The sequence below is a fragment of the Streptomyces sp. NBC_00076 genome (genome assembly GCF_045041235.1).
GTDB lineage: Bacteria > Actinomycetota > Actinomycetes > Streptomycetales > Streptomycetaceae > Streptomyces.
In genome coordinates, this window is record NZ_CP108242.1 from 7,920,741 (window position 1) to 7,943,572 (window position 22,832).

The 22,832-nt window shown below is 65.9% G+C and carries 41 protein-coding genes and 1 other RNA gene; all 42 read left to right on the forward strand.

Annotated features, from left to right (window positions below):
• Positions 1 to 53: 53 nt before the first annotated feature.
• Positions 54 to 644, forward strand: a complete 591-nt coding sequence (locus tag OHA64_RS35590; RefSeq protein WP_405620253.1) for a hypothetical protein — start codon at positions 54 to 56, stop codon at positions 642 to 644.
• A gap of 12 nt (positions 645 to 656) precedes the next feature.
• Positions 657 to 899 (forward strand): hypothetical protein, encoded by a 243-nt coding sequence (locus tag OHA64_RS35595; RefSeq protein WP_405620255.1) that lies wholly within the window; start codon positions 657 to 659, stop codon positions 897 to 899.
• 208 nt (positions 900 to 1,107) lie between these two features.
• Entirely contained in the window at positions 1,108 to 1,734 is a 627-nt protein-coding gene (locus OHA64_RS35600) for a hypothetical protein (protein ID WP_405620257.1), read from the forward strand.
• A 95-nt stretch (positions 1,735 to 1,829) separates the two neighbouring features.
• The gene (locus OHA64_RS35605; protein WP_405620259.1) at positions 1,830 to 2,588 is read left to right on the forward strand and encodes a hypothetical protein; all 759 of its coding nucleotides are present in this window, start codon (positions 1,830 to 1,832) and stop codon (positions 2,586 to 2,588) included.
• Positions 2,589 to 2,831: 243 nt separating this feature from the next.
• A complete protein-coding gene (locus OHA64_RS35610) occupies positions 2,832 to 3,635 on the forward strand; it encodes a PD-(D/E)XK nuclease family protein (RefSeq protein WP_405620261.1) in 804 nt (267 codons plus the stop codon).
• Complete coding sequence (locus tag OHA64_RS35615) at positions 3,632 to 4,420, forward strand: hypothetical protein (RefSeq protein WP_405620263.1); 789 nt, start codon at positions 3,632 to 3,634, stop codon at positions 4,418 to 4,420. Before OHA64_RS35610 ends, OHA64_RS35615 begins: the two co-directional genes overlap by 4 nt.
• The gene (locus tag OHA64_RS35620; protein WP_405620265.1) at positions 4,417 to 4,731 is read left to right on the forward strand and encodes a hypothetical protein; all 315 of its coding nucleotides are present in this window, start codon (positions 4,417 to 4,419) and stop codon (positions 4,729 to 4,731) included. The genes OHA64_RS35615 and OHA64_RS35620 overlap by 4 nt, the downstream gene beginning before the upstream one ends.
• Positions 4,728 to 4,976 (forward strand): hypothetical protein, encoded by a 249-nt coding sequence (locus tag OHA64_RS35625; protein ID WP_405620267.1) that lies wholly within the window; start codon positions 4,728 to 4,730, stop codon positions 4,974 to 4,976. The genes OHA64_RS35620 and OHA64_RS35625 overlap by 4 nt, the downstream gene beginning before the upstream one ends.
• 69 nt (positions 4,977 to 5,045) lie before the next feature.
• The gene (locus OHA64_RS35630) at positions 5,046 to 5,714 is read left to right on the forward strand and encodes an RNA ligase family protein (protein WP_405620269.1); all 669 of its coding nucleotides are present in this window, start codon (positions 5,046 to 5,048) and stop codon (positions 5,712 to 5,714) included.
• Complete coding sequence (locus OHA64_RS35635; protein ID WP_405620271.1) at positions 5,711 to 5,917, forward strand: hypothetical protein; 207 nt, start codon at positions 5,711 to 5,713, stop codon at positions 5,915 to 5,917. Before OHA64_RS35630 ends, OHA64_RS35635 begins: the two co-directional genes overlap by 4 nt.
• Positions 5,918 to 6,076: 159 nt before the next feature.
• Complete coding sequence (locus OHA64_RS35640) at positions 6,077 to 6,259, forward strand: hypothetical protein (RefSeq protein WP_405620273.1); 183 nt, start codon at positions 6,077 to 6,079, stop codon at positions 6,257 to 6,259.
• Positions 6,260 to 6,344: 85 nt separating this feature from the next.
• Positions 6,345 to 6,527, forward strand: a complete 183-nt coding sequence (locus tag OHA64_RS35645) for a hypothetical protein (protein WP_405620275.1) — start codon at positions 6,345 to 6,347, stop codon at positions 6,525 to 6,527.
• The gene (locus OHA64_RS35650) at positions 6,524 to 6,769 is read left to right on the forward strand and encodes a hypothetical protein (RefSeq protein WP_405620276.1); all 246 of its coding nucleotides are present in this window, start codon (positions 6,524 to 6,526) and stop codon (positions 6,767 to 6,769) included. The genes OHA64_RS35645 and OHA64_RS35650 overlap by 4 nt, the downstream gene beginning before the upstream one ends.
• Positions 6,766 to 7,008 carry a hypothetical protein gene (locus tag OHA64_RS35655; RefSeq protein ID WP_405620278.1) on the forward strand — a complete coding sequence of 81 codons (243 nt, stop codon included), beginning with the start codon at positions 6,766 to 6,768 and terminating at the stop codon, positions 7,006 to 7,008. Before OHA64_RS35650 ends, OHA64_RS35655 begins: the two co-directional genes overlap by 4 nt.
• The gene (locus OHA64_RS35660) at positions 7,005 to 7,340 is read left to right on the forward strand and encodes a hypothetical protein (protein ID WP_405620280.1); all 336 of its coding nucleotides are present in this window, start codon (positions 7,005 to 7,007) and stop codon (positions 7,338 to 7,340) included. The genes OHA64_RS35655 and OHA64_RS35660 overlap by 4 nt, the downstream gene beginning before the upstream one ends.
• The gene (locus tag OHA64_RS35665; protein WP_405620282.1) at positions 7,337 to 7,561 is read left to right on the forward strand and encodes a hypothetical protein; all 225 of its coding nucleotides are present in this window, start codon (positions 7,337 to 7,339) and stop codon (positions 7,559 to 7,561) included. Before OHA64_RS35660 ends, OHA64_RS35665 begins: the two co-directional genes overlap by 4 nt.
• Before the next feature lie 44 nt (positions 7,562 to 7,605).
• Positions 7,606 to 8,310: an SAM-dependent methyltransferase gene (locus tag OHA64_RS35670; protein ID WP_405624251.1), complete on the forward strand. Its 705-nt coding sequence runs from the start codon at positions 7,606 to 7,608 to the stop codon at positions 8,308 to 8,310.
• Entirely contained in the window at positions 8,307 to 8,702 is a 396-nt protein-coding gene (locus tag OHA64_RS35675; RefSeq protein ID WP_405620284.1) for a hypothetical protein, read from the forward strand. Before OHA64_RS35670 ends, OHA64_RS35675 begins: the two co-directional genes overlap by 4 nt.
• Entirely contained in the window at positions 8,699 to 9,310 is a 612-nt protein-coding gene (locus OHA64_RS35680; protein ID WP_405620286.1) for a hypothetical protein, read from the forward strand. The genes OHA64_RS35675 and OHA64_RS35680 overlap by 4 nt, the downstream gene beginning before the upstream one ends.
• A 104-nt stretch (positions 9,311 to 9,414) precedes the next feature.
• Positions 9,415 to 10,185, forward strand: coding sequence for a hypothetical protein (locus OHA64_RS35685; RefSeq protein WP_405620288.1), 771 nt, complete (start codon positions 9,415 to 9,417; stop codon positions 10,183 to 10,185).
• Between the two features lie 107 nt (positions 10,186 to 10,292).
• Positions 10,293 to 10,571, forward strand: a complete 279-nt coding sequence (locus OHA64_RS35690; protein ID WP_405620290.1) for a hypothetical protein — start codon at positions 10,293 to 10,295, stop codon at positions 10,569 to 10,571.
• Complete coding sequence (locus OHA64_RS35695; protein ID WP_405620292.1) at positions 10,568 to 11,323, forward strand: phiSA1p31-related protein; 756 nt, start codon at positions 10,568 to 10,570, stop codon at positions 11,321 to 11,323. Before OHA64_RS35690 ends, OHA64_RS35695 begins: the two co-directional genes overlap by 4 nt.
• Positions 11,324 to 11,397: 74 nt before the next feature.
• Positions 11,398 to 12,123 carry a phiSA1p31-related protein gene (locus OHA64_RS35700; RefSeq protein ID WP_405620294.1) on the forward strand — a complete coding sequence of 242 codons (726 nt, stop codon included), beginning with the start codon at positions 11,398 to 11,400 and terminating at the stop codon, positions 12,121 to 12,123.
• A 69-nt stretch (positions 12,124 to 12,192) separates the two neighbouring features.
• The gene (locus OHA64_RS35705; RefSeq protein ID WP_405620296.1) at positions 12,193 to 12,546 is read left to right on the forward strand and encodes a hypothetical protein; all 354 of its coding nucleotides are present in this window, start codon (positions 12,193 to 12,195) and stop codon (positions 12,544 to 12,546) included.
• A complete protein-coding gene (locus OHA64_RS35710) occupies positions 12,543 to 12,737 on the forward strand; it encodes a hypothetical protein (RefSeq protein ID WP_405620298.1) in 195 nt (64 codons plus the stop codon). Before OHA64_RS35705 ends, OHA64_RS35710 begins: the two co-directional genes overlap by 4 nt.
• Positions 12,737 to 13,036 (forward strand): hypothetical protein, encoded by a 300-nt coding sequence (locus OHA64_RS35715; protein ID WP_405620300.1) that lies wholly within the window; start codon positions 12,737 to 12,739, stop codon positions 13,034 to 13,036. Before OHA64_RS35710 ends, OHA64_RS35715 begins: the two co-directional genes overlap by 1 nt.
• Positions 13,036 to 13,257 (forward strand): hypothetical protein, encoded by a 222-nt coding sequence (locus OHA64_RS35720; protein WP_405620302.1) that lies wholly within the window; start codon positions 13,036 to 13,038, stop codon positions 13,255 to 13,257. The genes OHA64_RS35715 and OHA64_RS35720 overlap by 1 nt, the downstream gene beginning before the upstream one ends.
• Positions 13,254 to 13,391, forward strand: coding sequence for a hypothetical protein (locus OHA64_RS35725; RefSeq protein ID WP_405620304.1), 138 nt, complete (start codon positions 13,254 to 13,256; stop codon positions 13,389 to 13,391). Before OHA64_RS35720 ends, OHA64_RS35725 begins: the two co-directional genes overlap by 4 nt.
• 5 nt (positions 13,392 to 13,396) lie before the next feature.
• A complete protein-coding gene (locus tag OHA64_RS35730; RefSeq protein ID WP_405620306.1) occupies positions 13,397 to 13,651 on the forward strand; it encodes a hypothetical protein in 255 nt (84 codons plus the stop codon).
• Positions 13,648 to 13,851 carry a hypothetical protein gene (locus OHA64_RS35735; RefSeq protein ID WP_405620308.1) on the forward strand — a complete coding sequence of 68 codons (204 nt, stop codon included), beginning with the start codon at positions 13,648 to 13,650 and terminating at the stop codon, positions 13,849 to 13,851. The genes OHA64_RS35730 and OHA64_RS35735 overlap by 4 nt, the downstream gene beginning before the upstream one ends.
• A 289-nt stretch (positions 13,852 to 14,140) precedes the next feature.
• On the forward strand, positions 14,141 to 14,299 hold the full coding sequence (locus OHA64_RS35740; RefSeq protein ID WP_405620310.1) for a hypothetical protein: 159 nt from the start codon (positions 14,141 to 14,143) through the stop codon (positions 14,297 to 14,299).
• Between the two features lie 82 nt (positions 14,300 to 14,381).
• Positions 14,382 to 14,690, forward strand: a complete 309-nt coding sequence (locus OHA64_RS35745; RefSeq protein ID WP_405620312.1) for a hypothetical protein — start codon at positions 14,382 to 14,384, stop codon at positions 14,688 to 14,690.
• Positions 14,687 to 14,893, forward strand: a complete 207-nt coding sequence (locus OHA64_RS35750; protein WP_405620314.1) for a hypothetical protein — start codon at positions 14,687 to 14,689, stop codon at positions 14,891 to 14,893. The genes OHA64_RS35745 and OHA64_RS35750 overlap by 4 nt, the downstream gene beginning before the upstream one ends.
• Before the next feature lie 94 nt (positions 14,894 to 14,987).
• Positions 14,988 to 17,486, forward strand: a complete 2,499-nt coding sequence (locus tag OHA64_RS35755) for a phage/plasmid primase, P4 family (protein WP_405620316.1) — start codon at positions 14,988 to 14,990, stop codon at positions 17,484 to 17,486.
• Positions 17,483 to 19,411, forward strand: coding sequence for a DNA polymerase (locus tag OHA64_RS35760; RefSeq protein WP_405620318.1), 1,929 nt, complete (start codon positions 17,483 to 17,485; stop codon positions 19,409 to 19,411). The genes OHA64_RS35755 and OHA64_RS35760 overlap by 4 nt, the downstream gene beginning before the upstream one ends.
• 101 nt (positions 19,412 to 19,512) lie before the next feature.
• Positions 19,513 to 19,818: an HNH endonuclease gene (locus tag OHA64_RS35765; RefSeq protein ID WP_405620320.1), complete on the forward strand. Its 306-nt coding sequence runs from the start codon at positions 19,513 to 19,515 to the stop codon at positions 19,816 to 19,818.
• Positions 19,819 to 20,415: 597 nt separating this feature from the next.
• A complete protein-coding gene (locus tag OHA64_RS35770; protein WP_405620321.1) occupies positions 20,416 to 20,637 on the forward strand; it encodes a hypothetical protein in 222 nt (73 codons plus the stop codon).
• Between the two features lie 161 nt (positions 20,638 to 20,798).
• Complete coding sequence (locus OHA64_RS35775; RefSeq protein WP_405620323.1) at positions 20,799 to 21,569, forward strand: sigma factor; 771 nt, start codon at positions 20,799 to 20,801, stop codon at positions 21,567 to 21,569.
• Positions 21,570 to 21,603: 34 nt separating this feature from the next.
• Positions 21,604 to 21,750: a hypothetical protein gene (locus OHA64_RS35780; RefSeq protein WP_405620325.1), complete on the forward strand. Its 147-nt coding sequence runs from the start codon at positions 21,604 to 21,606 to the stop codon at positions 21,748 to 21,750.
• A 51-nt stretch (positions 21,751 to 21,801) separates the two neighbouring features.
• Positions 21,802 to 22,353, forward strand: coding sequence for a hypothetical protein (locus tag OHA64_RS35785; RefSeq protein ID WP_405620327.1), 552 nt, complete (start codon positions 21,802 to 21,804; stop codon positions 22,351 to 22,353).
• Positions 22,354 to 22,470: 117 nt separating this feature from the next.
• Positions 22,471 to 22,758: a hypothetical protein gene (locus OHA64_RS35790; RefSeq protein ID WP_405620329.1), complete on the forward strand. Its 288-nt coding sequence runs from the start codon at positions 22,471 to 22,473 to the stop codon at positions 22,756 to 22,758.
• Positions 22,757 to 22,820, forward strand: an RNA gene (locus OHA64_RS35795) — hammerhead ribozyme type II. Before OHA64_RS35790 ends, OHA64_RS35795 begins: the two co-directional genes overlap by 2 nt.
• Positions 22,821 to 22,832: the final 12 nt, after the last annotated feature.

Consider the following 22,832-nt stretch of genomic DNA (forward strand, 5'->3'; position numbering starts at 1 on the left):
TCCCCCTCCGATTACGACACAACCCCGGTGTCGTCAGTCGGAGGGGAGCAGGCATGAACATCGGGATCATCGGCCGCGCGAGGGTCGGCAAGGACACCGCGGGCAAGTGGCTCGTCGACGAGCGGGGCTACCGGCGCGTGGCGTTCGCGGACGCGCTGAAGGCTGCGGCGCTGAAGTCGGACCCGGTCATCGACGACGGAAACGTTGGGTACAGCTTCAGCGCGATGCGACTGTCAGAGGTCGTCGGCGGGTACGGGTGGGAGCGCGCTAAGGAGATCGGAGACACCCGCCGCATCCTCCAGGAACTCGGCTCCGCCATGCGCGCCGTGGACCCTGACATCTGGATCCGCCCCGTTCTCGCGAAGGCTATTGCGGCCAACGACGCCGGCGTCCCGGTCGTCGTCACTGACGTCCGCTACCCCAACGAGGTCGACTCGCTGAAGCGCGCGGGGTTCAGGCTGATCTACATCGAGCGACCTGGAGTTCCGCAGCTCAACCACGAGTCGGAGAACTCCCTCACGGGGTCGGACGCGGATTACCACATCGTCAACGACGGCGCGATCAGCTCCCTGCACACCACCCTCGAAGCCATCTGGGAGGACATCCACGCCCTGGAGTCCGCCCGTCAGGCACTCCGCCACTAACGAAAGGCACTCATGAGTCTGCTCACGTATCTGTCCATCCTCCGCGCAGTCCTCGTCGCCAAGCTTCAGACGTTCGCCGCGATGGAGCCCGTCCGACTGCGCGCGGCCCTGACGTCGCTCGTTCTCGCCGGCGCGTTCCTCGTCCCCGCCCTGGCCAACCAGGACGTCGCTTCGGCCATCGCGGGTGTGGGAGCTGTGTTGCTTCCGGTGCTCGTCGGTGAGGACGCGCGACGGAAGGTCTCGCCTACCGTGTGAGCCTGGACACATCCCAACCGCCTGCCCGGTTTTCAAGCCAGGCTTACCTAACCTCAACAACCCTGCAACGCAGCCTCAGAGCCCCGTTTCCCCCTTGTGGGAGGCGGGGCTTTTTGCGTTTCCATGGGTAACCGGCCAGAACGAAACGGCACACAGTGGCTGACTTGTTAGTAGCTGGGGCGGCCGACATAACCCCTATACTCCGGCCATGCCGACCTCACCCGGCCCGCTATTGACCGTCCTCGACGCTCTATGGGAGCGACTGAGGGCCGACGTACCGGAGCTACCACGGATTCGACCAACCGTGTCCCCCACGACAAGGCGACGAGACCACGGACCGGAGCGATGGACGAGCGACGACGACGGGAGCGTCTCGGGATTCGTCGCAACGGCCGACGTCCTGAGCGACGGGGCCGACGCCGTCCTGACCATGGTCCTGCACGAAGCTGCTCACGTGCTGAACTGGGTTCGCGACATCAAGGACACCACCATGCGTGGCGCCTACCACAATCAGGCGTTCCTGGCTGCCGCGGAGGAGGTGGGACTCCTGTGGCACAACGACGCTCAGCGAACCGCGGGACGCGGGTATGAGGGCGTCGCCCTCAGCAGCGAAGCAAGAGAGCGGCACAGGGAGGACCTGGACGCTTTAGGGGAGACGATCCCCCTCGTCCTCCCGCATCTGGAACTACCGACGTCATCGAGCGCCGGCCGTGTTGACCGGCTGACGCTGCGGTGCTCCTGCGATCCCGCCCGGTCCTTCCGCATCTCTCAGACTGTCGCCGCAAAGGGACCGATCCTGTGCGGCGTCTGTGGGGCACCGTTCACGGAGGAGTGATCACTTGCCGCTGACTTGTTGTAAGGTCTGCCTTCACTAAACGTTTTGCGCTACCTTCAATAGGACAGCGGCATCCCCGAGAGGTCAGGACCGAGATGAGTTCCAGCGAGATCGAGCGTCGTACGGCCGGCAAGGCGGCGCGCGTGGACGTGAATGACCCGCGTCAGCTGGAGCTTGACGACATCCGGGACGACCCGGAGGAGGCGCTCATTGCCCGCGGAGCCGCCTACGCCAAAGAGTGGGCGCGCATCGAGCAGCACCCAACGATCATGCTGCGCAACATCGCGGCCGTGGTCGTCGAGTTGCGACGTCAGCACGACGACTGGCTAGGACGTGACGGCGAGTACCGTAAGAAGGTCGCCGACATGTACCGCCGTGCCGGCGTCGACGAGGACCGGATCAAGGCGTCAGTCCGCTACCACATCAACAACCTCTTGCGCCGCACCCTCACGGCCCGCGAACTGAAGAGGCTCGGGCTCCTTCCTGAATCCGCCCTGGAGCGTCAGCAGGACACCCGAGCGACGAATCAGGCGATCATCAACGCCACGAAGCTCACGGCCGCGATCGAGGCCGGCCCCGTGCGGAAGGTCGCCGCGAAGAAGACCCGCGCGAAGGGCGACGTGAAGGCGGAGGTCGTCGAGAAGCGGTCACCGGGGACGAGGGTGAAGGCAACCGCGGATCAGCTCCGTCTAGCGGAGGTAGCGGGCGGGATCGTGGGTCAGCTACGCCCAGAGGTCATCGACGTCGACATGACCGACGGACAGCGTGCCAAACTTGACGAGCACCTCGCAGCGATGGAGAAGACCATCCGAGAACTGCGCAAGCACCTGAAAACCAGCAGGTCAGGTCGCTGATTGCCCGTCGACGTCGCGCGCCTCCTCGTCCTCCGGCTGGTCGAACTGGCCAAACTAACCCCTATTTTCTCTTCTCTACTACGCGCGTTAGAGAGAAAGGAAAAGTAGGGGTTAGTTTGGCGTTTTGGCATGCAGTCTGGCCGACGGGGACGCGGAGGAAGATCTCTGACGTCGCGCGTCACATCACCCCGGCATTACGACATAACCCATGTGTCAGCAGAGAACGACGACACAGGGAGCCACATGGCCGGCGTATCGACCATCAAGCGCGGCGGAAGCCGCTTCTACATCGACCCCGATGACGGCGCGATCAAAGTCCCGGGCGTGACGTCCGTGGTGGGTCAGCTCCCGAAGGACTTCCTGACGTTCTGGGCGGCGAAGGAGGCCGCGGAGGCGGCCGTCAGCAACTGGGACATCGTCAGCGAGCTGTGCAAGCGTGACCCGAAGGGCGCCGTCGACTACCTGAAGTCGGCGCACCGACGGAAGTCGACAGCCGCGAGTGACTTGGGGACAGCAGCGCACGACCTCTTCGAGCGCCTGGCGCGAGGGGAGACGGTCAACGACCGGCACGTGCACATGGACGTCAAGCCCCACGTCAGGTGGTTCCGGGAGTTCCTCGAAGAGGTGCAGCCGGAGTTCGTGCTGTGCGAGGAGACCGTCTGGTCTGACACACACGCCTTCGCAGGTTCGTTCGACGCGATAGTCAAGATCGACGGAGAGACCGTCATCCTGGACTACAAGACGTCGAAGGCGGTCTACGACTCCGTGGCCCTCCAGCTCAGTGCCTACCGCTACGCGGACCGCATCATTCTGGCGGAGTCGGGGGAGAGCGTCGACGTCCCTGCGATGTCCGGCGGGGCGGTTCTCCACGTTCGCCCTGAGGGCTGGTCGCTCGTCCCCGTGAAGTGCGACGAAACGGTGTTCGAGACGTTCCTCAGCCTTCGCTCCGTATTCGATTGGGAGTCGGAGGGGAAGAAGCGGGTCGTCGGCAAGCCCGTTGCCGCCGGCGGGGAGTTCGTCACGGGCACTCAGCGGAGGGCGGCGTGAGGACGGCTTGGATATCGCACCCGTCCGGGGAGTACAGGCGGGAAGGGCAGACGATCCATGTGCGCCTGCGGAGCACCCCAGGTACGACGGAGGTCTACGACATCCCGGGGCCGGAACTCGTCGAGGGCGTTGACTGCTCGCCGCGGAACGTGCGCTGTCTGCGCAAGTCCCTCGACGACGCTCTGAAGGAGGCACAGCGTCTCTCCGACGACCGCGACCACTGGGAGCAGGAAGCGGAGAATCTGAAGCGGGATGCGGAGCCGATCAGGCTGCGCATTTCGTCGCTGGGCACGATGTTGACGGCGTTCAGCAGCGAGCGCACGAAGCACCGCGATCCCGCGATCCGTGCCAGCGTCGACCGGCTGCAACTGGCGGCCGAAGTTGCCGTCTACAGGGAGAACGAGCAGGGAGGCCACGCCCGTCAGGTCGTCGCCAAAGTCGCCCGCGTTCTGGGCGTCGACATCGACGAGGGTCCCGGACACCGCTGGGACCCGGACCACATGGCACGAGTGGTCGCGGTTGCGGACCAGATACGGGACGAGCGCGACGAGGCGAGGGAACAGGCTGAGCTGTGGAAGTCCCTGGCTCAGCGCCAGGACAACACGGCTCCTGTCCGCCGTGCGCTTCGTGTTGCGGAGCGCGAGCGGGACGAACTGAGGGGGATGGTTAGCCACCTGAAGTATCAGGTAGCGGGCCTCACCTCGTCGGATGATGTCGAGGAGCTGGAGGCCACCATCGTCCGCCAGGCGCGCGAGATCACGCAGTTGAAGGGGGAGAGCGAGTGAGCACGCTGGAAGAAAATCTCAGCGACGTGTCGCGGCACATCGACTACGACGACGCGGCCGACATCCCGAGCGACGTGTACCACCTTCTGAGCGCACTCGTCGAGGAGGTCAAGGCGCTGAAGGAGACGGCCCCGAGTGCGGCAGTGGCGGAGACCGGCGGCATGTCCCGCGTCGACGCCCTGAAGGCTGCGCGAGAGCACGTCGAGGCCATGAGCACGAACGGGCGCGGCTATCAGGACGGCGTGAAGCTGTCCGACAAGGTCCAGGCAGTCGACCGCTTCGCGCGGTTCCTGATGGGGGAGAGCGAGTGACCGACACACGCAAGACGCCGGCACAGCGACGGGACGAGGCGAAGCGGGAGGCGCTCGTCAACAACGCGCTCAAGTTCGCCGCGAACGTGGCGCTCCTCCCGCTGCAAGCGTGGGTCCTCATGCTCGTGCTGGGCGCCGTTCACAGTGTGGCGGCTCCGGTGGCGGCCGTCGGCTACGGGACATCGCTGCTGTTCATCCTGGGGACGGATCTGCTGGCCGTGACAGCGAAGAAGTTCCGCAAGTAACACCAGCCACTCACACACGGGGCGTCCACATAGGGCGCCCCGCTTCGCATGCCCACGGGAGGAGAGAGCGTGCACGAGTTCATCGAATGGCCGAAGACGAAGCGCCTGTTCCGGGACATCGTCGTGACGGAGAAGCTCGACGGGACGAACAGCGCGATCCACATCAGCAAGGGCACGGCCGTCGAGTACCCGAGCACGACGTTCGACGCGTACCCCCTGAAGTCCGGTGAGTTCTACGTCGACGGTCACGTCTGGCGCGTCACCGCGCAGTCCCGACGCCGCATCATCACGCCCGGCAAGACGACCGACAACTACGGCTTCGCTGCGTGGGTGCACGACAACGCCGCGGACCTAATCCACATCCTTGGGGAGGGCGTCCACTTCGGAGAGTGGTGGGGCCGCGGGATCCAGCGCGGCTACGCCCTCGACGGGAAGGTCTTCAGCCTCTTCAACACCGCACGGTGGCGGGAGGTCGACGAGTCCAACACGTCGCCGGAGATGCGCGCGCTGGACTCTGGCATCGGTGCGGAGATCGGCGCCGTGCCTGTGCTGTACGACGGCCCGTTCCGAGAGGTCAGCATCGTCAACGCGCTGGACCGGCTCCGTCTCACGGGGTCCGTCGCCGCTCCCGGCTTCATGACCCCCGAAGGTGTCTGCGTCTTCCACACGCAGACCCGCAACGTCTTCAAGGTCACTCTCGACAACAACGACTCCGGCAAGTGGGAGACAGCAGCATGAAGACTCTGGGCATCGCCATCTTCCTGGCCCTGCTCGTCGGCCTCACGGTCGCCGCGTGCCACGACCCGAACGCTCCGGCGTCCCCGACGCCCGTGGAGATCGACATCGACCACCACAGCGGGACGCACACGAAGCCGAGGACGAAGGCGCCGGCGTACAAGGCTCCGGCCTACCGCGCGCCGTCGACGACCCGGAGACGCTGACCCATGGAGGGCGCAGGGGTTCTCATCCTGATCGTGCTCGTGCTGCTCGTGGCGTCGGGCAAGGACAGCGGGGAGGGGAAGTGATGGAACTGCTCTGCCTCGTCGTCGGACTCATCATCGGTTTCGGCCTCAGCAAGGCTGCCTGACGGAGGGACGCGCATGACCCTGGAAGAGCACGCCCGCGCGATCGCAGACGCCATCGAGGCGGCTGCGGACGAGGGATTTCACCTGGACAACGGGAACGGCAACGGCGTCCGCACGCTGGAGCTGAACCACTGCGACGACTACGGCGACCCGCGGGAGTGGGTGCCTCTCCAGCTCCCGCATAACCCGATGGACTAACACAAGTCACACACGCACTACCTAGCCCCCGGTTGCTTCGGCGCCGGGGGCTTTCGGCGTGTAACCACACGAGAGGAGAGCCACCGTGATCAACGGCGGACGCACCATCCCCACGGCTGACGGCTCGTCGGTCACCATCACGCCCCGCGGTATCGAGTACGACCTCCACCTCCGGGACGCCGCTGGCCGTTCCATCGCGACGGTGGAGATGAACGAGGACGACGTCAAGGCGCTGATCGCGGAGGCGGAAGCGGTGGTCTACGAATGACCCCTGAGCCGCTGAACGACGAGCAGCTGTCGCACCCGCCAGAGGACTGGCCGGAGGAGCTTCGGGGCGCGTTCTGGAGCGCGGTCAACGCCCCGACGTATGCGGAGTCGTCGGCCCTGACGCTGAAGTTCGTGCACGCGTTGGCGGAGTACATCCGCAGCGACCCCGAATGCGAAGTCGGCGGCTACGGTGACGGGCTCCTCGACGCGTCGCTGATGATCGACCCCGAGGAGCTGACGTGAGCGCTCGCGAGACCCTCACGACCACCCTGACGAACCTCCTCGCCCGCACCCGGAACGGCCGGCTCGACGCCCACTGGCGGGAGGCGGAGCGGCTGGTGAGCGAGGCGCTGAAGGAGCACGCGCACGAGTTGGCGGACAGCGTCAGGTCGTTGGACCGGGGCGTAATCCGCATGGCAGGACGGCGGGTGACCGACGTCGACCTGATCGCCGACATGATCGCCTCGGAGGAGAGCCAGTGAGGTACATCGACAGCAGTGGCGACACGTGGGAGGACGCCGGAGACGACTCCGTCCGCGTCGTTGCGATCGAGGGGAACTCCGTGGCTGACAGCGAGCCCTGCTCGCGCGAGGCCGCTGACGAGATGTGGGGTCCGCTGCGTCCCGTGGCGGAGGTCGTGGGCGACGCGGAGGAATGGATCATGCCGCTTCCCACCGTCTCCGAAGTCATGTCCCGCGCGAGTGTCTTCCAGTCTGCTCACGACCTCGTCTCGGGGCTGAAGTGGGGCGAGAGCGAGAGCCCGTCGGTCTACGACGTGCTCCAGGTCGCGAAGTGGCTGGGGGAGGGCGAATGAGCGTGTTCGGACCTGTGACCCCGCCCACTCCGGCGGAGCTGAAGGCACAGATCACAACGGCAATGCTCGACATGGCCGGCGTTCTCGAACCTGTCTACGACGCCGCGGACGGCATGAAGCGCGACCTCGAAGAGCGTGGGTGGTCGCCAACCGTGGCAGAGCAGTGCGCGGGGATGTGGCTCGCGTCGACGCTCTCGACCATGGCCGGAGGCGGACGTTGAAGCGCAAGCCGCTCACTCTCGCTGACCACGTCGAGATTCTTGCCCTGATCACGTCTCTTCGCGCTCTCGGCAAGCCGCTTCACCTAGACACCTACTGCTGCCAGGGAGGGGCGTCGAAGGGCTACGCCGACGCCGGTTTCACGGTTCTGGGCGTCGACATAGACGACCAGACGCACTACCCCTTCGCTTTCGTCCAGGGTGACGCCGTGGAGTTCATCCGGAGGTACGGCTACCTCTTCGACTCCATCAGCGGCTCTCCGCCGTGTCAGCTCTACAGCAAGACGCAGAGGATCCAGAAGAACGATCACCCTGACCTGATCGCACCTACGAGGGCCGCGATGGAGGCGACAGGGAGGCCGTTCGTCATCGAGAACGTCATGGATGCCGCGCCTGAACTCCGCGACCCCGTGACGCTCTGTGGCGCCATGTTCGGGCTGGAGACCTACCGTCACCGGCTCTTCGAGACGGGAGGCGGCTTCACCTTCGTTCCGCCCACACATCCGGAGCACGTCGCGAAGACGACGAAGATGGGGCGCCGTCCGGTGCCCGGGGAGTTCATGCACATCGTCGGCAACTTCACCGACGCTGACAAGGGTCGTGAGGTCATGCGGATGCCGTGGGCAACGCGCGACGGCCTCCGCGAAGCCATTCCGCCGGCGTACTCGCAGTACATCGGTATCCGGCTGGGCTGGCACCTCGGCTATGCCCTGGAGGAGTGGGGCCCAGATCCATGCCTGGAGGCCGCATGACCTACACACTCGCTGACGCCATTCGCGCGCAGTTCGAGCGCACCCACCCGGGCGGGAAGAACACGCTCCTGTGCGACCAGTGCCGGCGTCGGAAGGACCGGAAGGATTTCCGCGAGACCCCGTGGCACGGTCGCGCGGCTGACTGCAAGTCCTGCGAGGGAATGCGGTGGGTCGACGAGTTGCGGCTCCGCCAGACGTGGGAGCTGGAGCAAGAGCGGGCGAAAGTGGTCATGCTCATCCGCCACATTCAGCGGCTCAGGCTTCAGCGGATCATTCCGCGCGACGTACGCACCTTCCAGACGTGGGCTGGCGACGTCATTCGCACCATGCCCGAGCCCGAGCGACGCCGAAAGCGCGCACGGCTCACGCTGAAGATGGAGAGGAAGAGATGAGCCAGGACGCCGACGAGTACAACCGAGACGAGCGCATCGAGACGATCTATCAGGGATGGGGTGCGCGTGAGATGGCGGAGCGCATCGTCGACCTGGAGGACGAGCTAGGGGAGGAGGTCGACGGCATCTGCACGGGGATGCACGCTGACGTGGCGGAGGCGTGGTCGGAAATCGAGCGTCTGAGGCTCTCGCTCGCTGACTGCGACCGTGCGCGCGAATCCGCGGGGAACCTGTATCTGATGTTCCGCGATCTCCGTGATGAGGAAGCGGACCGTGCTGACCGCTACCGCTCCGCCTGGCTCTCCGCCCGTCGACGTGCCGCGGACGAAGCCAACTTCGGCATGGAGGCGCTGGAGCTGAAGGAGCGGGAGGTCGCTCGTTGGCGATCCGGGCACGAAACAGCGGAGGCGCAGCTCGAATGGAGGCGACGGGAGACCGCCCGGCTTCGCGCGGAGCTGGACGACGTCCGCAAAACGTTTGACGCCCCTCGTCTCGAACCCCTCGACGACGGCGAAGGCGGGCAGGTCTGGCGTCTGGTCGGCTCCACGTCGGACGGCGCCGACGTCTACATGGCGCCCGCCGGCACTCCGGCCCCGAAGGTCCGCTGAAGTCCCGCGTCACATCCACCCGGCATTACGACATAACCCATGTGTAAGGCCGAGCAGAACGGCCGCACACGGACACGCACACAGTCAACGAAAGGCATTCACGTATGGCGAATCACCTCAAGGCCATCTGGGACGCCGACCCGGACGCCGCTCCGCGCGAACAGTCCACCTTCGAGAACGACATCGTGGGACGCTTCCGGTCCGGTCGCCTCGTCAAGGTCGGCAAAACCGAGACGCCGGAGAGCCTGAACGAGTGGCGCGTCACGACCGGCGACCCCACGGTTGCCGCGAAGGTTGCGGAGCTGCTCGGGGGCGAGTCGGAGCCGTGGGAGACCGACAACGAGGACAACCTCCAGGTTCTCACCAACTCGAAGACGGTTCAGATCATCATCGAGCCGGACGGCGTGAGCGCGAGCTTCAAGCAGTTCATCCCCGGATCCGGCCTCGTCCACCACTGCGACGGCTTCTCCTTCCTCTCCCCGGACGAGGACAGGGGCGAACCGTGCCGCTGCCCGTCGCTGATCGCTGAGCGCAAGTTGAAGGCGACGCAGGGTCGGGGCCCGAAGCCGTCCGTCGACGTGGAGTTCCGACTCCTCGACGCTCCGGACCTCGGGAAGTTCCGCTTCAACTCCGGCTCGTGGAAGTTGGTCGAGGCCCTCGCCCCGCTGTTCGAAGCGCTCGACAAGTTCGGCAACGAGGGGACGGAGACGGAGCCGGGCAAGCAGGTACGCGCCTCGATCACGATCGAGAACGTCAGCTACGTCCCGAAGAAGGGTCCGCGCGCCGGCCAGACGGTCTCGTACAACAAGCCCGTCATCAAGGTCTTCGGTCCGGTCGAGGCCGCGGAGACGGCCGACCTGGCGAAGGCTGCGTGAGCTACACGCGCTAGCTCAGCAACACACTGCGCCCGCTCCTCCCGAATTGCGGTCGGGAGGGGCGGGCGTCACTCACGATTCTACGCACACAGTAGCGGAGGAGAGCAATGGGCAAGGCCCGACTGACTGACTACACCGGAGCAGAGATCCGACCGGGATCCCTGGTGTCCTACGCGTCGCGTCAAGGCAACGTCGTCCGCCTGTCGGAGGGCGTCGTCCTGGAGCTGGAGAGCAACAAGGCCGCCGGGGTCGTCGTCCCGAAGGTCAAGGTGAAGCCGACGGGACGTGACTCCGGATTCATCGCACGTAAGACGCTCGCGGTGCAGACCGTCGCCGCAGACCGCATGGTCGTCATCGGCGACACGAACACGGGGGAGAGCAAGTGACGAAGTTCGAGATCGGCGAAGAGATCACGCTGACCACCCGGGGATCGCGAGCAACCGTCGAGTACGGCCCGTTCGACGACAGGGACGTCTACGTCGTGAGGCTCGTCGACGCGCCGGCCGACCCGAACGACGTCCGCACGTTCACGGCGCTGTCCTGTGCGATGCGGAGGGTGCCCGCCTTCTCCGTGGGCGACAAGGTGACGTCGACCGTCTCCTTCCGCGGGGAGGTCGGCACCCTCGCCGCTGGCCCGTTCGTCAGCCGCTTCTCTGGCGTGCCGTTCTGGGTGATGGAGTGCGACGGCAAGCACGCCACCCCGCGGGAGTCGACGCTCACGAAGGTCACCGACCTGGAGCCGATCAAGGTCGGTGACCGGGTGCGGGTGACGGACGACGACGGGGGCGGACGAAACCGGTTCAACGGTCGGATCGGCACCGTGAAGGAGCTGCACGGTTCCGACTTTCTTCCCTACCTCGTCGAGTTCGGCGACGGACGAGGACGCCACGGCGACCTGAGCGGCCGTTGGCATTGCAAGGCCGTCGAGCGAGTCGAGGACGAGAACACCTACACCCATGACGGTGTGACGTACGACCTGTCGGCGCTGTACCGCGACCGTGACGGCGACGTGTGGCGGCTGAAGCGGGTCGGCACTGCTGTCCGTGCTCGCACCGACGGCGATACCCCGACGGGGGACAGCCTCTCTCTGCCGCACGTCGCTGACCACTGGGGCCCCCTCACTCGCGTCACCACCTGACCAACCCCGCCCAACGGCCCCCGGACACCGACGATCCGGGGGCCTCCGCACGAGCCACTCACGGAGGAGACAGCATGGCAGCGACGTTCAAGGTTGGCGACAAGGTGGAGCACCGCACGTTCGGCGCGGGGGAAGTAGCCTTCGGCCCCTTCGAGCACCACACGGACGCGGAGAGCTACCTGATGAAGGAGGCCGGAAGCGAGCGTCACGCGCTCGTACTCGGTGAGGCACTCTCGCCGGCCGCGAAGTTCAAGGTTGGCGACAAGGTCACGGGCTCGCACTCCGGCAACGAGTACACCATCGAGGCCGGTCCCTTCTTCAGCCCGAACGAGTGGTACGCGACGAAGAGCACCGCGGGGTACGTCACCAGTAACCGCGCGTCGGTGCTGCACATCGTGGAGGCGGAGGCCGCCGACGAGCCCGTCAAGGTTGGCGACGTCGTCCGCATCCTGGAGGACAAGGCGTTCAGCGCTAACGTCAGGCGTGGCGATCTTTTCGAGGTGAAGCGCCTCGCTGGGTACGCCGGGCGCATCAAGGTCGACGCGGCCCCGGGTGCGCACATGGCGCAGTGGACCTTTCGCCCGGAGGACTTCGAGAAGGTCAGCGCCGACATGGTCCACGTGCACGACGGCAAGGTCTACGACCTGACTGCCTCGTACCGCGACCGTGACGGCGACGTGTGGCACTTCGCACGCTTCGGCAGTGAGGTGCGCGCCAACATCGGCAGCAAGCCAGAGAGCCAGTGGGATGGCGACAGCTTCCGCATCGCTGCCGGCTACGGCCCCCTGACGCGCGTCTGACAGCCCCTTCAGCCCCCGGTGACTTCGGTCCCGGGGGCTTTCGGCGTAGGAGCTACGAGGGGAGAGAGCATGTTCTTCGAGTACAACCAAAACAACAGCGGTGGGGGCTTCGACTTCGACGCGGACCGCGGAATCACGCACTACGTGATCGTGGAGGCGGACGACGCAGAGCACGCGAACTACCGGGCGGAGCGTGTCGGCCTCTACTTCGACGGTGCGGGCGACTGCTCATGCTGCGGCAACCGGTGGTCCGAGCAGTGGGGCTCTGACAAGGGCGACGACGTCCCGAGCATCTACGGCGAGCCGATCCAAGACTTCGACTTCGGGCACAAGTGGATGGCCGCTGACAGCCCGGAGGCGTTCGTTCACTTCGCTGACGGTCGCGTCCAGGGCTATGGCTTCGACACGAAGGTGCTGGCGTGACCGCACTCCACGTCATCGACGACGCCAACGCGCCCGCACTGGGCGATGTCCGCGACGCTGGCCCCAGAGATCTGATCTACATCCGCCCCGTGGCGACGAGCCGCCGCGACTTCCCGAAGTACTGGGAGGCCGCGGGAGTTGCGTTGTCGAGGGGCGCGCAAGTGGTTGTGATGAACCGAGAGGAGAGCTAGTGGCAACCCGAGAGTTCACCCGCGAGCAGCTCGACGAGTGGGACCTCCCCGGAGCGTGGGCGGACGACGCCCCGGAGATCCTGCACCGCGAACAGGTCGACTCGAAGCGATGGGCGTCTGTCCACGAACTCGTGTTCCGCGCCCCGGACGACGGCAAGGCGTGGCGCGTCTACTACGAGCGGGGGCTCACGGAGCACCAGGACGACCACGACCCATGGGACTACGACCGCACCGTGGAGGCCGACGAGGTGGAGCGCGTCGAGGTGACCACGACGGAGTGGCGGAAGGTGGCGGGCTGATGGGCATCTTCGACGGCGGAACCTACTGCGTCAGCGCGTACCGCAAGGGCAGCGAAGACCCCGAGGACGAGTACACGGACAACCCGAGCGCGCTCGTCGAGTCGCTCCGCGCGGACCCTGAGGTGAGGGCCGTGGAGACTCACACGGTCCACTACGTCACGGGGGCCTATCAGCGCGACTTCTCGTTCGGGAACCGCGACGAGGAGGACGAGGACGAGTGATCCGTGAACCGGACACCGTCGTCGTCCGCGCCTTCCCCGACCCGATCCCCGTCGAGTTCGACAAGCCGCGATGCGTGTATGCCTCGTGGCCGTGGCTGACGGAGGAGTTCATGAGGGAGTTGGAGTCAGAGTGACGAGCATGGCAGAGCAGTGCGCCCTGTATTACTCGAAGCTTCGAGTAGAGGTATTCGCGACGATCATCCCGGACCGTCGGCCGGCGGTGAAGTGCCACGCGGGTCTAGGACTGGCGAAGCACGCCGTGGCGTGGCCGGAAGGCTACTCCGGCGTGCGTGGGGGCGAGATCTACAAGCGCACCGAGAACGGGTGGGAGCTGCTGTTCCGCGTCGAGTCGGGGACTCCGACCGACGAACTGCCTTGGAGGGAGAGCCAGTGAGCCGCATCTACGCGCACAAGGTCGAGACGACGGAGGAGTCAGGCGGCCAGGATCAGACGATCATCCCGCCCGTCCACGAGGGCAACCGAGTGTTCAACCGACGAGACGGTGAAGAGCTGAGCGCAGCGGCGGCGATCATTCGTCTCCTCGACGACCTCGACAACGGTGAGGCGCTCGTCATCGTTCGAGACCTCTGGTGACGTCATGCAGCAACTCCTGATCGCAGCAACGCTCATCCCGTCAGTCGTCGCCCTGGCCTCCCTCATGCTCCTTTGGGTCTGGGCGACGGTGCACAGGGACGAGGAGACCGCGCGTCAGACGTCTGACGACCCGTCCACACCCCCCGCACATCTGTGAAAGCCTGGTGAACACGAGTAACCCGTACACCTGTTCGCGCGTTAGTTGACTCAGACCTCGGTACTCGGGTAAGCCGAGTTGCATATATGCGCGGTGGCGGGGGTCGCCGGGCGGGGAGAGGACTGATCGACGATGGCTGACGAGCAGAGCAGAGACGACGTGGGCACTCTGACCTACGGAGACCGGACGTGGAAAGTCGAGTCCGCGCCTGTCGTCGTCGACACACACGACGGCCTTGACCTCGTAGAGGTCTGGGTGGAAAGAGGTGAGGACGTCGGCGAATCCGGCTAAGGCGAAGGGGACCGCATGGGAAACCCTCTGGACCAATTACATACGCGAGAACCACAACCCGGCGGCCCATCGGAACGTTCAGATGGGTCGCCTCGACATCGGTGACGTCGCCGGCTACTACCTCCACGCCGCGGAGCTGAAGGCGGAGAAGACGATCACTCTCTCCGACTACATCGCGCAGGCGAACCGGGAGGCGATCCACGCCGACCAGCCCTTCGGCTGTGCGGTCGTCAAGCGGCGCATGAAGGGCGTCGAGGACGGCTACGTCGTGCGGGATGTCCGCACCGATGTACGGCTCCTCAACCGGCTCCGGGACATGGAGGATGCGCTTCGTGCGGCAGCGCCAACGGCTTACGCACTGATCGACCATCAGCACCGGGAGGCAGCGTGAAACAGGCAGTCATCAAATTCTCAGGCACGCTCACCGTGTACCCGGACGGCGACGAGTACGACGGCGGGGAGATGCCCCTTGAAGACGCGCGCGGATGGGTCGGTCACGCCATGGCTCGCGGCGACAAGCACGCGGGCAACTACCTGACGTCCGCCGGCCCGGACGGTCCCATCACGTACGAGGACTACGACGAGGACGAGTAGCGCAAAACGCTTCACGCACTACAACCGCATAGCACTGACACAAGGGGCGTCCTCCCGGGGGCGCCCCTTCCGCTGTATGACGAGGGGAGAGACCTTGCGACTGACAGAGATCTTGGGGCGACTGGAGGGGGTCGAGCCTGATCACGACGGCTACCTTGCGCTCTGCCCCGCGCATGCAGACAGGAACCACCCGTCGCTGAAGCTGACCCTGAAGTCGAACGGCATGCTCCTGCTCGTCTGCCGCACCGGATGCCCGAAGCCGGAGATCCTGGCGAAGCTCCGCGTGTCGGAGTCGGACCTCTTCGACGTCGACGGCCAGGGCGCGAAAACCATCAGCGCGAAGGCTCCGGAGTCCGTAGGCATCGCGGAGATCGCGGGTCTACGGATGGCCGTCGAGCAGTGGGCGGACGCACTCCAGGATGCGGAGGGTATGGCGCCCCTCTCCACGGAGGCGCTGGACTACGCGGCTCGTCGCTTCGGCGTCACTCCCGAGATGTGCGCGGACCTACGAGTCGGCGTGTCGACGCAGGCGGAACAGTCGCGGCCGTGGCTCTCCCGCTCTTTCACCCGCTACCCGCGCCTCACTGTCCCGCTCGTCGGCTTCGACGGCGTTATCCGCGGGCTACAGGGGCGCGACCTCTCCTGCAAGTGCCCCGCGCGGTGGATGTCCCTAACGAACGTGGATGGGAGGACGTGGTCGAAGTACGGCGTCCTCTCCGCGGGCACGGGATACGACACGATCCTCATCACTGAGGGTCCCGGAGACGGGCTGACGTCGGTTGGCGTCGGATATGACGCGCTCATCATCCGTGGCGCCGCCCTGGCCAACAACGCCGCGCTTCTGGCGGAACTAGTCGAGCATCTGGCCGGCCGTGACGTGGTCATCGCGTTCGACCCCGACGCCGCAGGAGAGCGGGGGACGAAGGCTCTCGCGAAGGCTCTCGTCGAGGCGGGCAACCCTCCGCGTCAGCTGTCCTTCCCCAACCGCGGAGAGGACCTGACGGCGTGGCGGGAGCGGACACCGGAGACGTTCGCCGGAGAGATGCATCTCGCTGTTCGGGCCGCGTCCGTCGTCGAGCTGGAGACGCCGGCCCCGGCTCCCGCCCCCTCGACGGAGACGGAGCCGGACCTCTCCGCTACGGACGCCGCCCTTCAGACGATGGGTGTCTCCGCTCGCGAAGCCTTCGACCAGACGGACGCAGGTATTGCGGTACGGCTCCGCGACTACATGTCTCGCAACGGCGGGGGAGTGCGCTACGCCCCGGGGCTCGGCTTCCTCGTCTGGGACGGCGCCGTGTGGTCGCCCGGTAACGACGAGGTCAGGTCGGCCCTGATCCAGATGGGCGCAGAGCTGATCGCGTCGGGAGACGACGGCTCGCGGAAGTTGGCGCTGAAGGCTCTGACCAACCGTGCGATCGAGGACGTCATCAAGGTCCTGCCGTCCGTCCCCGGAGTGCCGGCACAGGCAGGGGACTTCGACGCCAACCCGGAGCTTCTGTCGGTCCGTAACGGCACGGTGAATCTCCGTACTGGACAGCTGCACCCGCACACTCCCGCGGACATGGTCACGAAGCGTCTCGACGTTGCGTTCAGGCCGGACGCGGAGGCGGTGAGGTGGGAGCAGTTCCTCGCGGAGATCTTCCCCAATCACCCTGAGCTTCCGGGGTACATGCGACGCCTCGTCGGCTACGGAATCACGGGGTCGACGTCTGAGCAGTGCTTCGCCTTCCTCCACGGAGGAGGAGCGAACGGGAAGAGCGCATTCCTGGACGCGATCCTCTACGTCTTCCGCGGGATCACGAAGTCAACGGAGTTCTCGACGTTCGAGCAGCGCGTGAACGTGGGCCAGGCGTCGCCCGAACTCGCGTCGCTCCGTGGGGCGCGGCTGGTGACGGCGAGCGAGACGGAGAAGTACAGCCGTCTCGCGGAGGCCCTCGTCAAACAATTGACGGGTGGCGATCCGGTGACGTGCCGCTTCCTGAACCAAAACCCGTTCACCTACGTCCCGAACTTCCTGCTCATGGTGGCCGGCAACTACAAGCCCGCGATCCTCTCGCAGGACTTGGGCGTCTGGCGACGGGTGAAGTTGGTTCCGTTCGAAGCTACGTTCCGCGGCTCGAAGGCTGACACGTCCCTCCCCGCGAAGCTACGCGACGAGGCGGAGGGCATCCTCGCGTGGGCCGTGCGAGGGGCGTCTGAGTGGTACGAGAGCGGCCTCCAGGAGCCTGCCTCCGTCCAGGCTGCGACGCAGGACTACCGGGAGTCGGAGGACCGCCTACAGGAGTTCCTGACGGCCCGCTGCGTACAAGAGCGTGGCGCCCGCGTCGCCCCCATGGCTGTCCGTCGCGCCTACGCGGAGTGGGCGGAGGACGCGGGACTGAGCCGCAAGGAAGTGCTGAGCGGCTGGGCTCTGGGCGTCGAGCTGGAGAGCCGCAACTTCCAGAAGGACAAGCGCGGCGGTCGATGGGGCTTCGACGGACTTCGACTCGCAACCGACGAGGAGCGGGAGATCGCGAGCCGCGCAGAGGAAGAGCCCGATGCATCGACTGACGGGCCGACAAACATCTTCGGAGAGCCTAAGGAGGCTGCATGATCACGCACAGCTTCCCCGTACTGGGGCAGCGGATACCCGTCTACGTGCCTCAGAACGACGACGACCTCCGGCTCTTCCGCCAGTACGTCACCGACGCCGCTAGCCGCGGAGAGCGCGTAGCCCTGGACACAGAGACGACCGGACTCGGGACGTTCACCAAAGGGTTCCGCATCCGCACGGTTCAGTACGGCACGCCGGATCAGGCATGGGTGCTCCAGGTCGAGAAAGGCAAGGCACTCACGGAGCACGCCGCGTGGGCCGCGAACACGCTCCCTGCTCTGTCGATGCAGAACCAGAACTTCGACCAACTCGCGATGGACCGTCACATCCCGGGCGTCACGCTGGAGGACCTGGCCCCGAAGACCCTGGACACGTACATCCACCTCCACCTGTCGGACCCGCGCCGGAAGGACCAGGGAGGCCCCGGCAACAAGCTGAAGGAGGCAGCGGAGCACTACGTCGATCCGTCCGCGCCGGACACCCAGAACGGGCTGATCGAGGAGTTCCACAAGATCGGCCGGACGAAGGATGACGGCTGGGCGTACATCGACATCGACAACCCGTTGTACCTGAGCTACGCCGGCGGGGACGTGATCCTCACGTCACGACTCCTGCCGAAGGTTCAGCAGCGCGTCAGAGAGCTGGGCATCAACCCCGCGCTCATCCCGTTCGAGCACCAAGTTGCTTTCGTCTGCGCCCTCGTGGAGCGGCGGGGGATGCGCATCAACCGTGAGTACACGACGCGCCTGTCTCAGGAGCTGCTGGAGGAGTCCGCGCGGTGGGCCGCGGAGGCGAAGAAGTACGGCGTCGAGAACATCAACAGCACGCGCCAGGTGTCTGAGGCGCTGCTCGGTATGGGGGAGGTGATCCCGGAGCGCACGGACGGCGGAGCCGTCCAGGTCGACGGTAAGGTCCTGAAGCGTCTGGCCGACGTCGACAAGGACTGGGAGCCGATCCAGTCGCGCACTCCCAACCCGCTCGCGATGGCGATCCTCCGCAGTAAGCGCGCGTCGAAGTGGCGCACGAGCTACGCGGAGGCCATGCTCCGGACGGCCGACGAGAACGACCGAGTCCACCCGAAGATCGGGGCACTCGCGGCCCGGACGGCTCGCATGTCCATCTCTGACCCGCCCTTCCAGCAGCTCCCGTCGGGCAAGTGGGAGGTCCGGCACTCAGTCATCGCGGACGAGGGACACCGCATGATGTCCATCGACTACTCGTCGGTGGAGCCGCGCGTCATGGCGGCTCTGTCCGGTGACGAGAAGATGACGGCCGCGATCCTCCGCGGAGCGGACCTCCACAACCTGACGGCGTCGTCCGTCTACGGCCCTGACTTCACCACCGGTCAGCGCAAGGTGGCGAAGGTCGTACAGCTCGGGGTGGCCTACGGCGGAGGGGCAGCGACGATTGCCGCTCAGACGGGTCTCAGTCTCTCTGCCGCACAGGACGCCGTCCGCGGGTACAAGCGCACCTATCCCCGACTCGCGCGCTACATCAAGCAGCTTCAGGGGAAGGTGATCCGGAACGGCTACACCCTGCGGACTCCGTCCGGACGCCGGCTCGTCTTCGACCGGGATGCGGCGTATGCCAGCTTCAACGGAGAGATCCAGTCCACGGCCCGGGACATCTTCGCTCAGGGCATGTTGGAGATCTACGACCGCGGACTCATCAATCGCGTCTTGCTTCCCGTCCACGACGAGATTGTGGCGGACGCCCCCGAGCGTGAAGCGGAGACCGTCGCAAAGGAGATCGGGGAGGCCATGGCGACGACGATCCGCGGGATTCCGATCGACACCGACCCCGACGTGGGCGGGCAGAGCTGGGGATCCCTCTACATGAAGAAGGCGAACACCATGATGCAGAACGATCCTTGGTACGCGGCGCACCCTGACGAGGCGCGTGCGGCGGAGGAGCAGCGCAAGTGACACCCGCGCGTCTCGTGCCCCCGAGTGCGGGACGCGCGACCACAGTTGCCCGTGCGGTGGCGGGATATCGCCCCACTGCCGCGCGGTCGGTCCCGCGTCCCATGCACATCACGCCCTCTCTGCGACCCCCTGAGCCGCCGCTCTATCCGTCCCGACGTGACTGTCTGCGACGGTGGGCGGAGCTGGAGGTGTGGTCATGTGTCTACTGTGACGCGGACTTCGGGCAAATGGTTGTACCGGAGGTGGACCACATTCGTCCGCTTGCACATGGTGGTCTTCACGAGTGGTTCAACTTGGCCCCTGCCTGCGCCCTCTGTAACCGCCTGAAGGCTGACCGGGACGTAGTTGAGTGGCTCTCAGAAAGCACAGGTGAGAGCTTCACAGCCGGAGTTGACATGGCTACGTAGCGGAGTTCGGTGACGTGTGAGTGACCTACACAAGTCCTTCACATGGTCACGAGTTAATAACGCCGAAACATGCCCCCTGAAGTTGTGTCGGCCGACATAACTCCAGGTGAGATTGGGTGGCCGACATAAACAGGTCGATCACCCCGTACGTGATAGTCGGACAAGCAGGGACATAGGGGTGCGGATAGCGGAGCTGATCCCGCCACTTGGTCATTGCCCGTGGAGGATGTGTGACTTACAGTCCTGATCAGGTCGCAGACGGATTGCGAATGATCGAACTACTCGATGCACTTGAGCACGCGGTGTCCGAAGTTCGTCAGTTCGTGAACGTATACGACGACGCAGTAACCATGCCTGGCCGCCGACGGTCAGGAGTGGATGCGGACGGGGGCCGGCAGGCAGCGACCGGCATATCCCGCCCGACGGAGGCGACGGCACTCGATGACCGTCGCCAGGCTCTTCGAGAAGAACTGAAGAATGGCGTCCGATGGCTGCCCTACGCGGTAGCGGCAGTTCAGGGCGTCTCCGCATCCATGGATCGCGCCCTCACTCGTTGGGAGGGCGAAGAAACGATCCCGCTCTCAGGGGGAACAACAGTTGATCATCATAACGGGGCCGCAGAGCACTAGCGACGAGCTGGAAGCTCTCGACGACGTGGCGAGCATCCTGAACGCCGTCCCCGCGTTCAGCGCTGCGCTTCAGTGGGCCGTAGCAACTGCCCTGTACTGCATGGCGGGCTGGGAGTCCTGCCCGCTGGCCGTGGCTGACGTGACGATTGCTGAGGCATTCGGCCTGGCAGTGCATTACCTCTCTGTCTGAGCACCGCAAAACGTTTGTCGGACTGAGCCCCCGTTCCTTCGAGGGACGGGGGCTTTTGTCTCCCTGAATCACTGTGTGACCCACGTCACTTAATCTCCAGCGTCACATCACCCCTGGATTACGACACAACACAAGCACAAGCCACACACGGAGGAGTCCACATGAGCCGCGAGACGATCACCGCAGAGCAGATCCGTGCAGCACAGGCCGGCGACACTGACGCCATGTGGGCGATCGTCCAGGGATGCGACGCCATGCTCCGCGGGATCGTCCGCAGCGTGGCGCCCCGAGCCAGCGCGGAGGACGCGGAGGACTACCTCCAGGAAGCGCGAGCAGTGCTGATCCAGCACGTTCGTGACTACCGGTCGGAAGCGTCGTCGGCTCAGCTGACCTCGTACGTCTACCGGGCGGCTCGACGGGCCGTCGCGGAAGCTCACATCAGCAGCTCGTGCGCCGTGGCCATCCCCGCAACGGCCGCAATCGTCGTCCGTCACCTCCTGTGGCGCCACGGTGGCGACGTCGAAAAGGTGTGGAAGGAGCTGGAGGGCGAGAAGAGCGCCACGCACCGGATCTCCCGGGAGATGTTCGTCTCGATCCTCGAAGCACTCGCGGGCACCACGAGCCTGGACGCGCAGGCAGGCAGCCACGACGCCGACGGATCCAACCTCACTCTCGCCGACGTGATCGAAGACCCCTCCTCCGACGTCACCGACTCTGTGGAGCGTTGCGACCTGGCCCGGTGGCTCATGACGCAGATACCGCAGCGCCAGTCCCTCGCGCTCCGTGCCTTCTACGGCGTCGGAATGACCAAGCAGGACGACCAGCAGACGTGCGCCGACATGGCCATCAGCGGCGTAGCCCTCCGCCGGCTCCGCGTCCGCGGGGTCGCAAGTGCCCGCGCCGTGGCCGACGCCAACGGCCTTGCAGCGTAAGTAACTCACTCTTAAACGAACTGGAGCACCGACCATGAACCGACTTCCCTCCCTCGACGAGTACGACGTTCAGGGCGTTCGCCACGACGAGGCCGCCTTCTGGGGCGACGAAGTGATGTACGCCGTGGAGGCCCGGAGTGACGCCACATGGCCCGAGGGTTTCGCCGTCGAGTCCCTCTGACTGACGAGCGCTAAACGTTTTGCGCTCCACCAATCACACACGAGGAGAGACATGACCGAGTACACGCTCAAGTGCGAGTCCGCCACGTTCGATGGTGTCGACGACATCACAGCAAGCCGCGACGGCTCGTCGGTAGGGTTCGTGGCGCGCAAGCGGAGTGAGTTCGCCATGGACGCGTACGTGAGCCCCAACGCCGCCCGCGCCTTCGCCCGCGGCATCCTGGCCCTGGCCGACGAGATCGACGGGGGAGAGGTGGAGGCGGAGGAGACGACGAAGTCCGCTCCCATCAAGGTTGGCGACAAGGTTCAGATCGTCCGAGCGGAGGCGTGCAGCAGCCACATGGCGGGCCGCACGGGCACCGTCGGCGTGGTGGACAGCGACGATCCGCACCTTCCCTATCGCGTCGTTGACGAGCGCGGCGACTACATCGCGTGGGCGAGGGAGGTCCGCAAGGTCGACGAGCCGGCCACCCTCCCGGGGCGCGTCCCCGTCGTCAGCATGCGCGGCGACATCGTGACGCAGGCGAAGGCACTCCTCGAAGGTATGGAGCACACGGCCGCGGACATCATCCGCCTGGCGGAGTTCCTCGACGCCGGCAAGTAGCGACAAACGTTTTGCGCTACTGGGTTGTGGTGGCCGACATAGCCGTGCCATAGTCATCACAACGCAAGGCACACACGCGGGGCGCCTCACACGGGGCGCCCCAGGGGAGGGGACGAGATGGCTGCTATCGACATCATCGAGTCGGGGGACGTTGTCACCGCGACGGACGACTTCGGCCACACGTACACGGGCGGCATCGTCGCGTGCGGCCCCTGGCGTGATGGCGAAATCCGCCCCCGTGGCGTCGAGAGCGCCGGTCCGCTGACCTACATGCTCGAATTCTCGTTCGTCCAGGGGAGCCGGCGCTTCTACAGCTCCGTGAACGTGCGTGAGGAGCAGATCACCACGGTTGTTCGCGACGGCCGACGTATCTACTGGCGCGGCCACCGGCTCCGTTGGTCGTAGCCGAAACGCCCTCAGGGGCGTCGTCCGGGATTGGTCTACCGGGCCTGAGGAGGCAGACCACAGGGGAGGAAGCC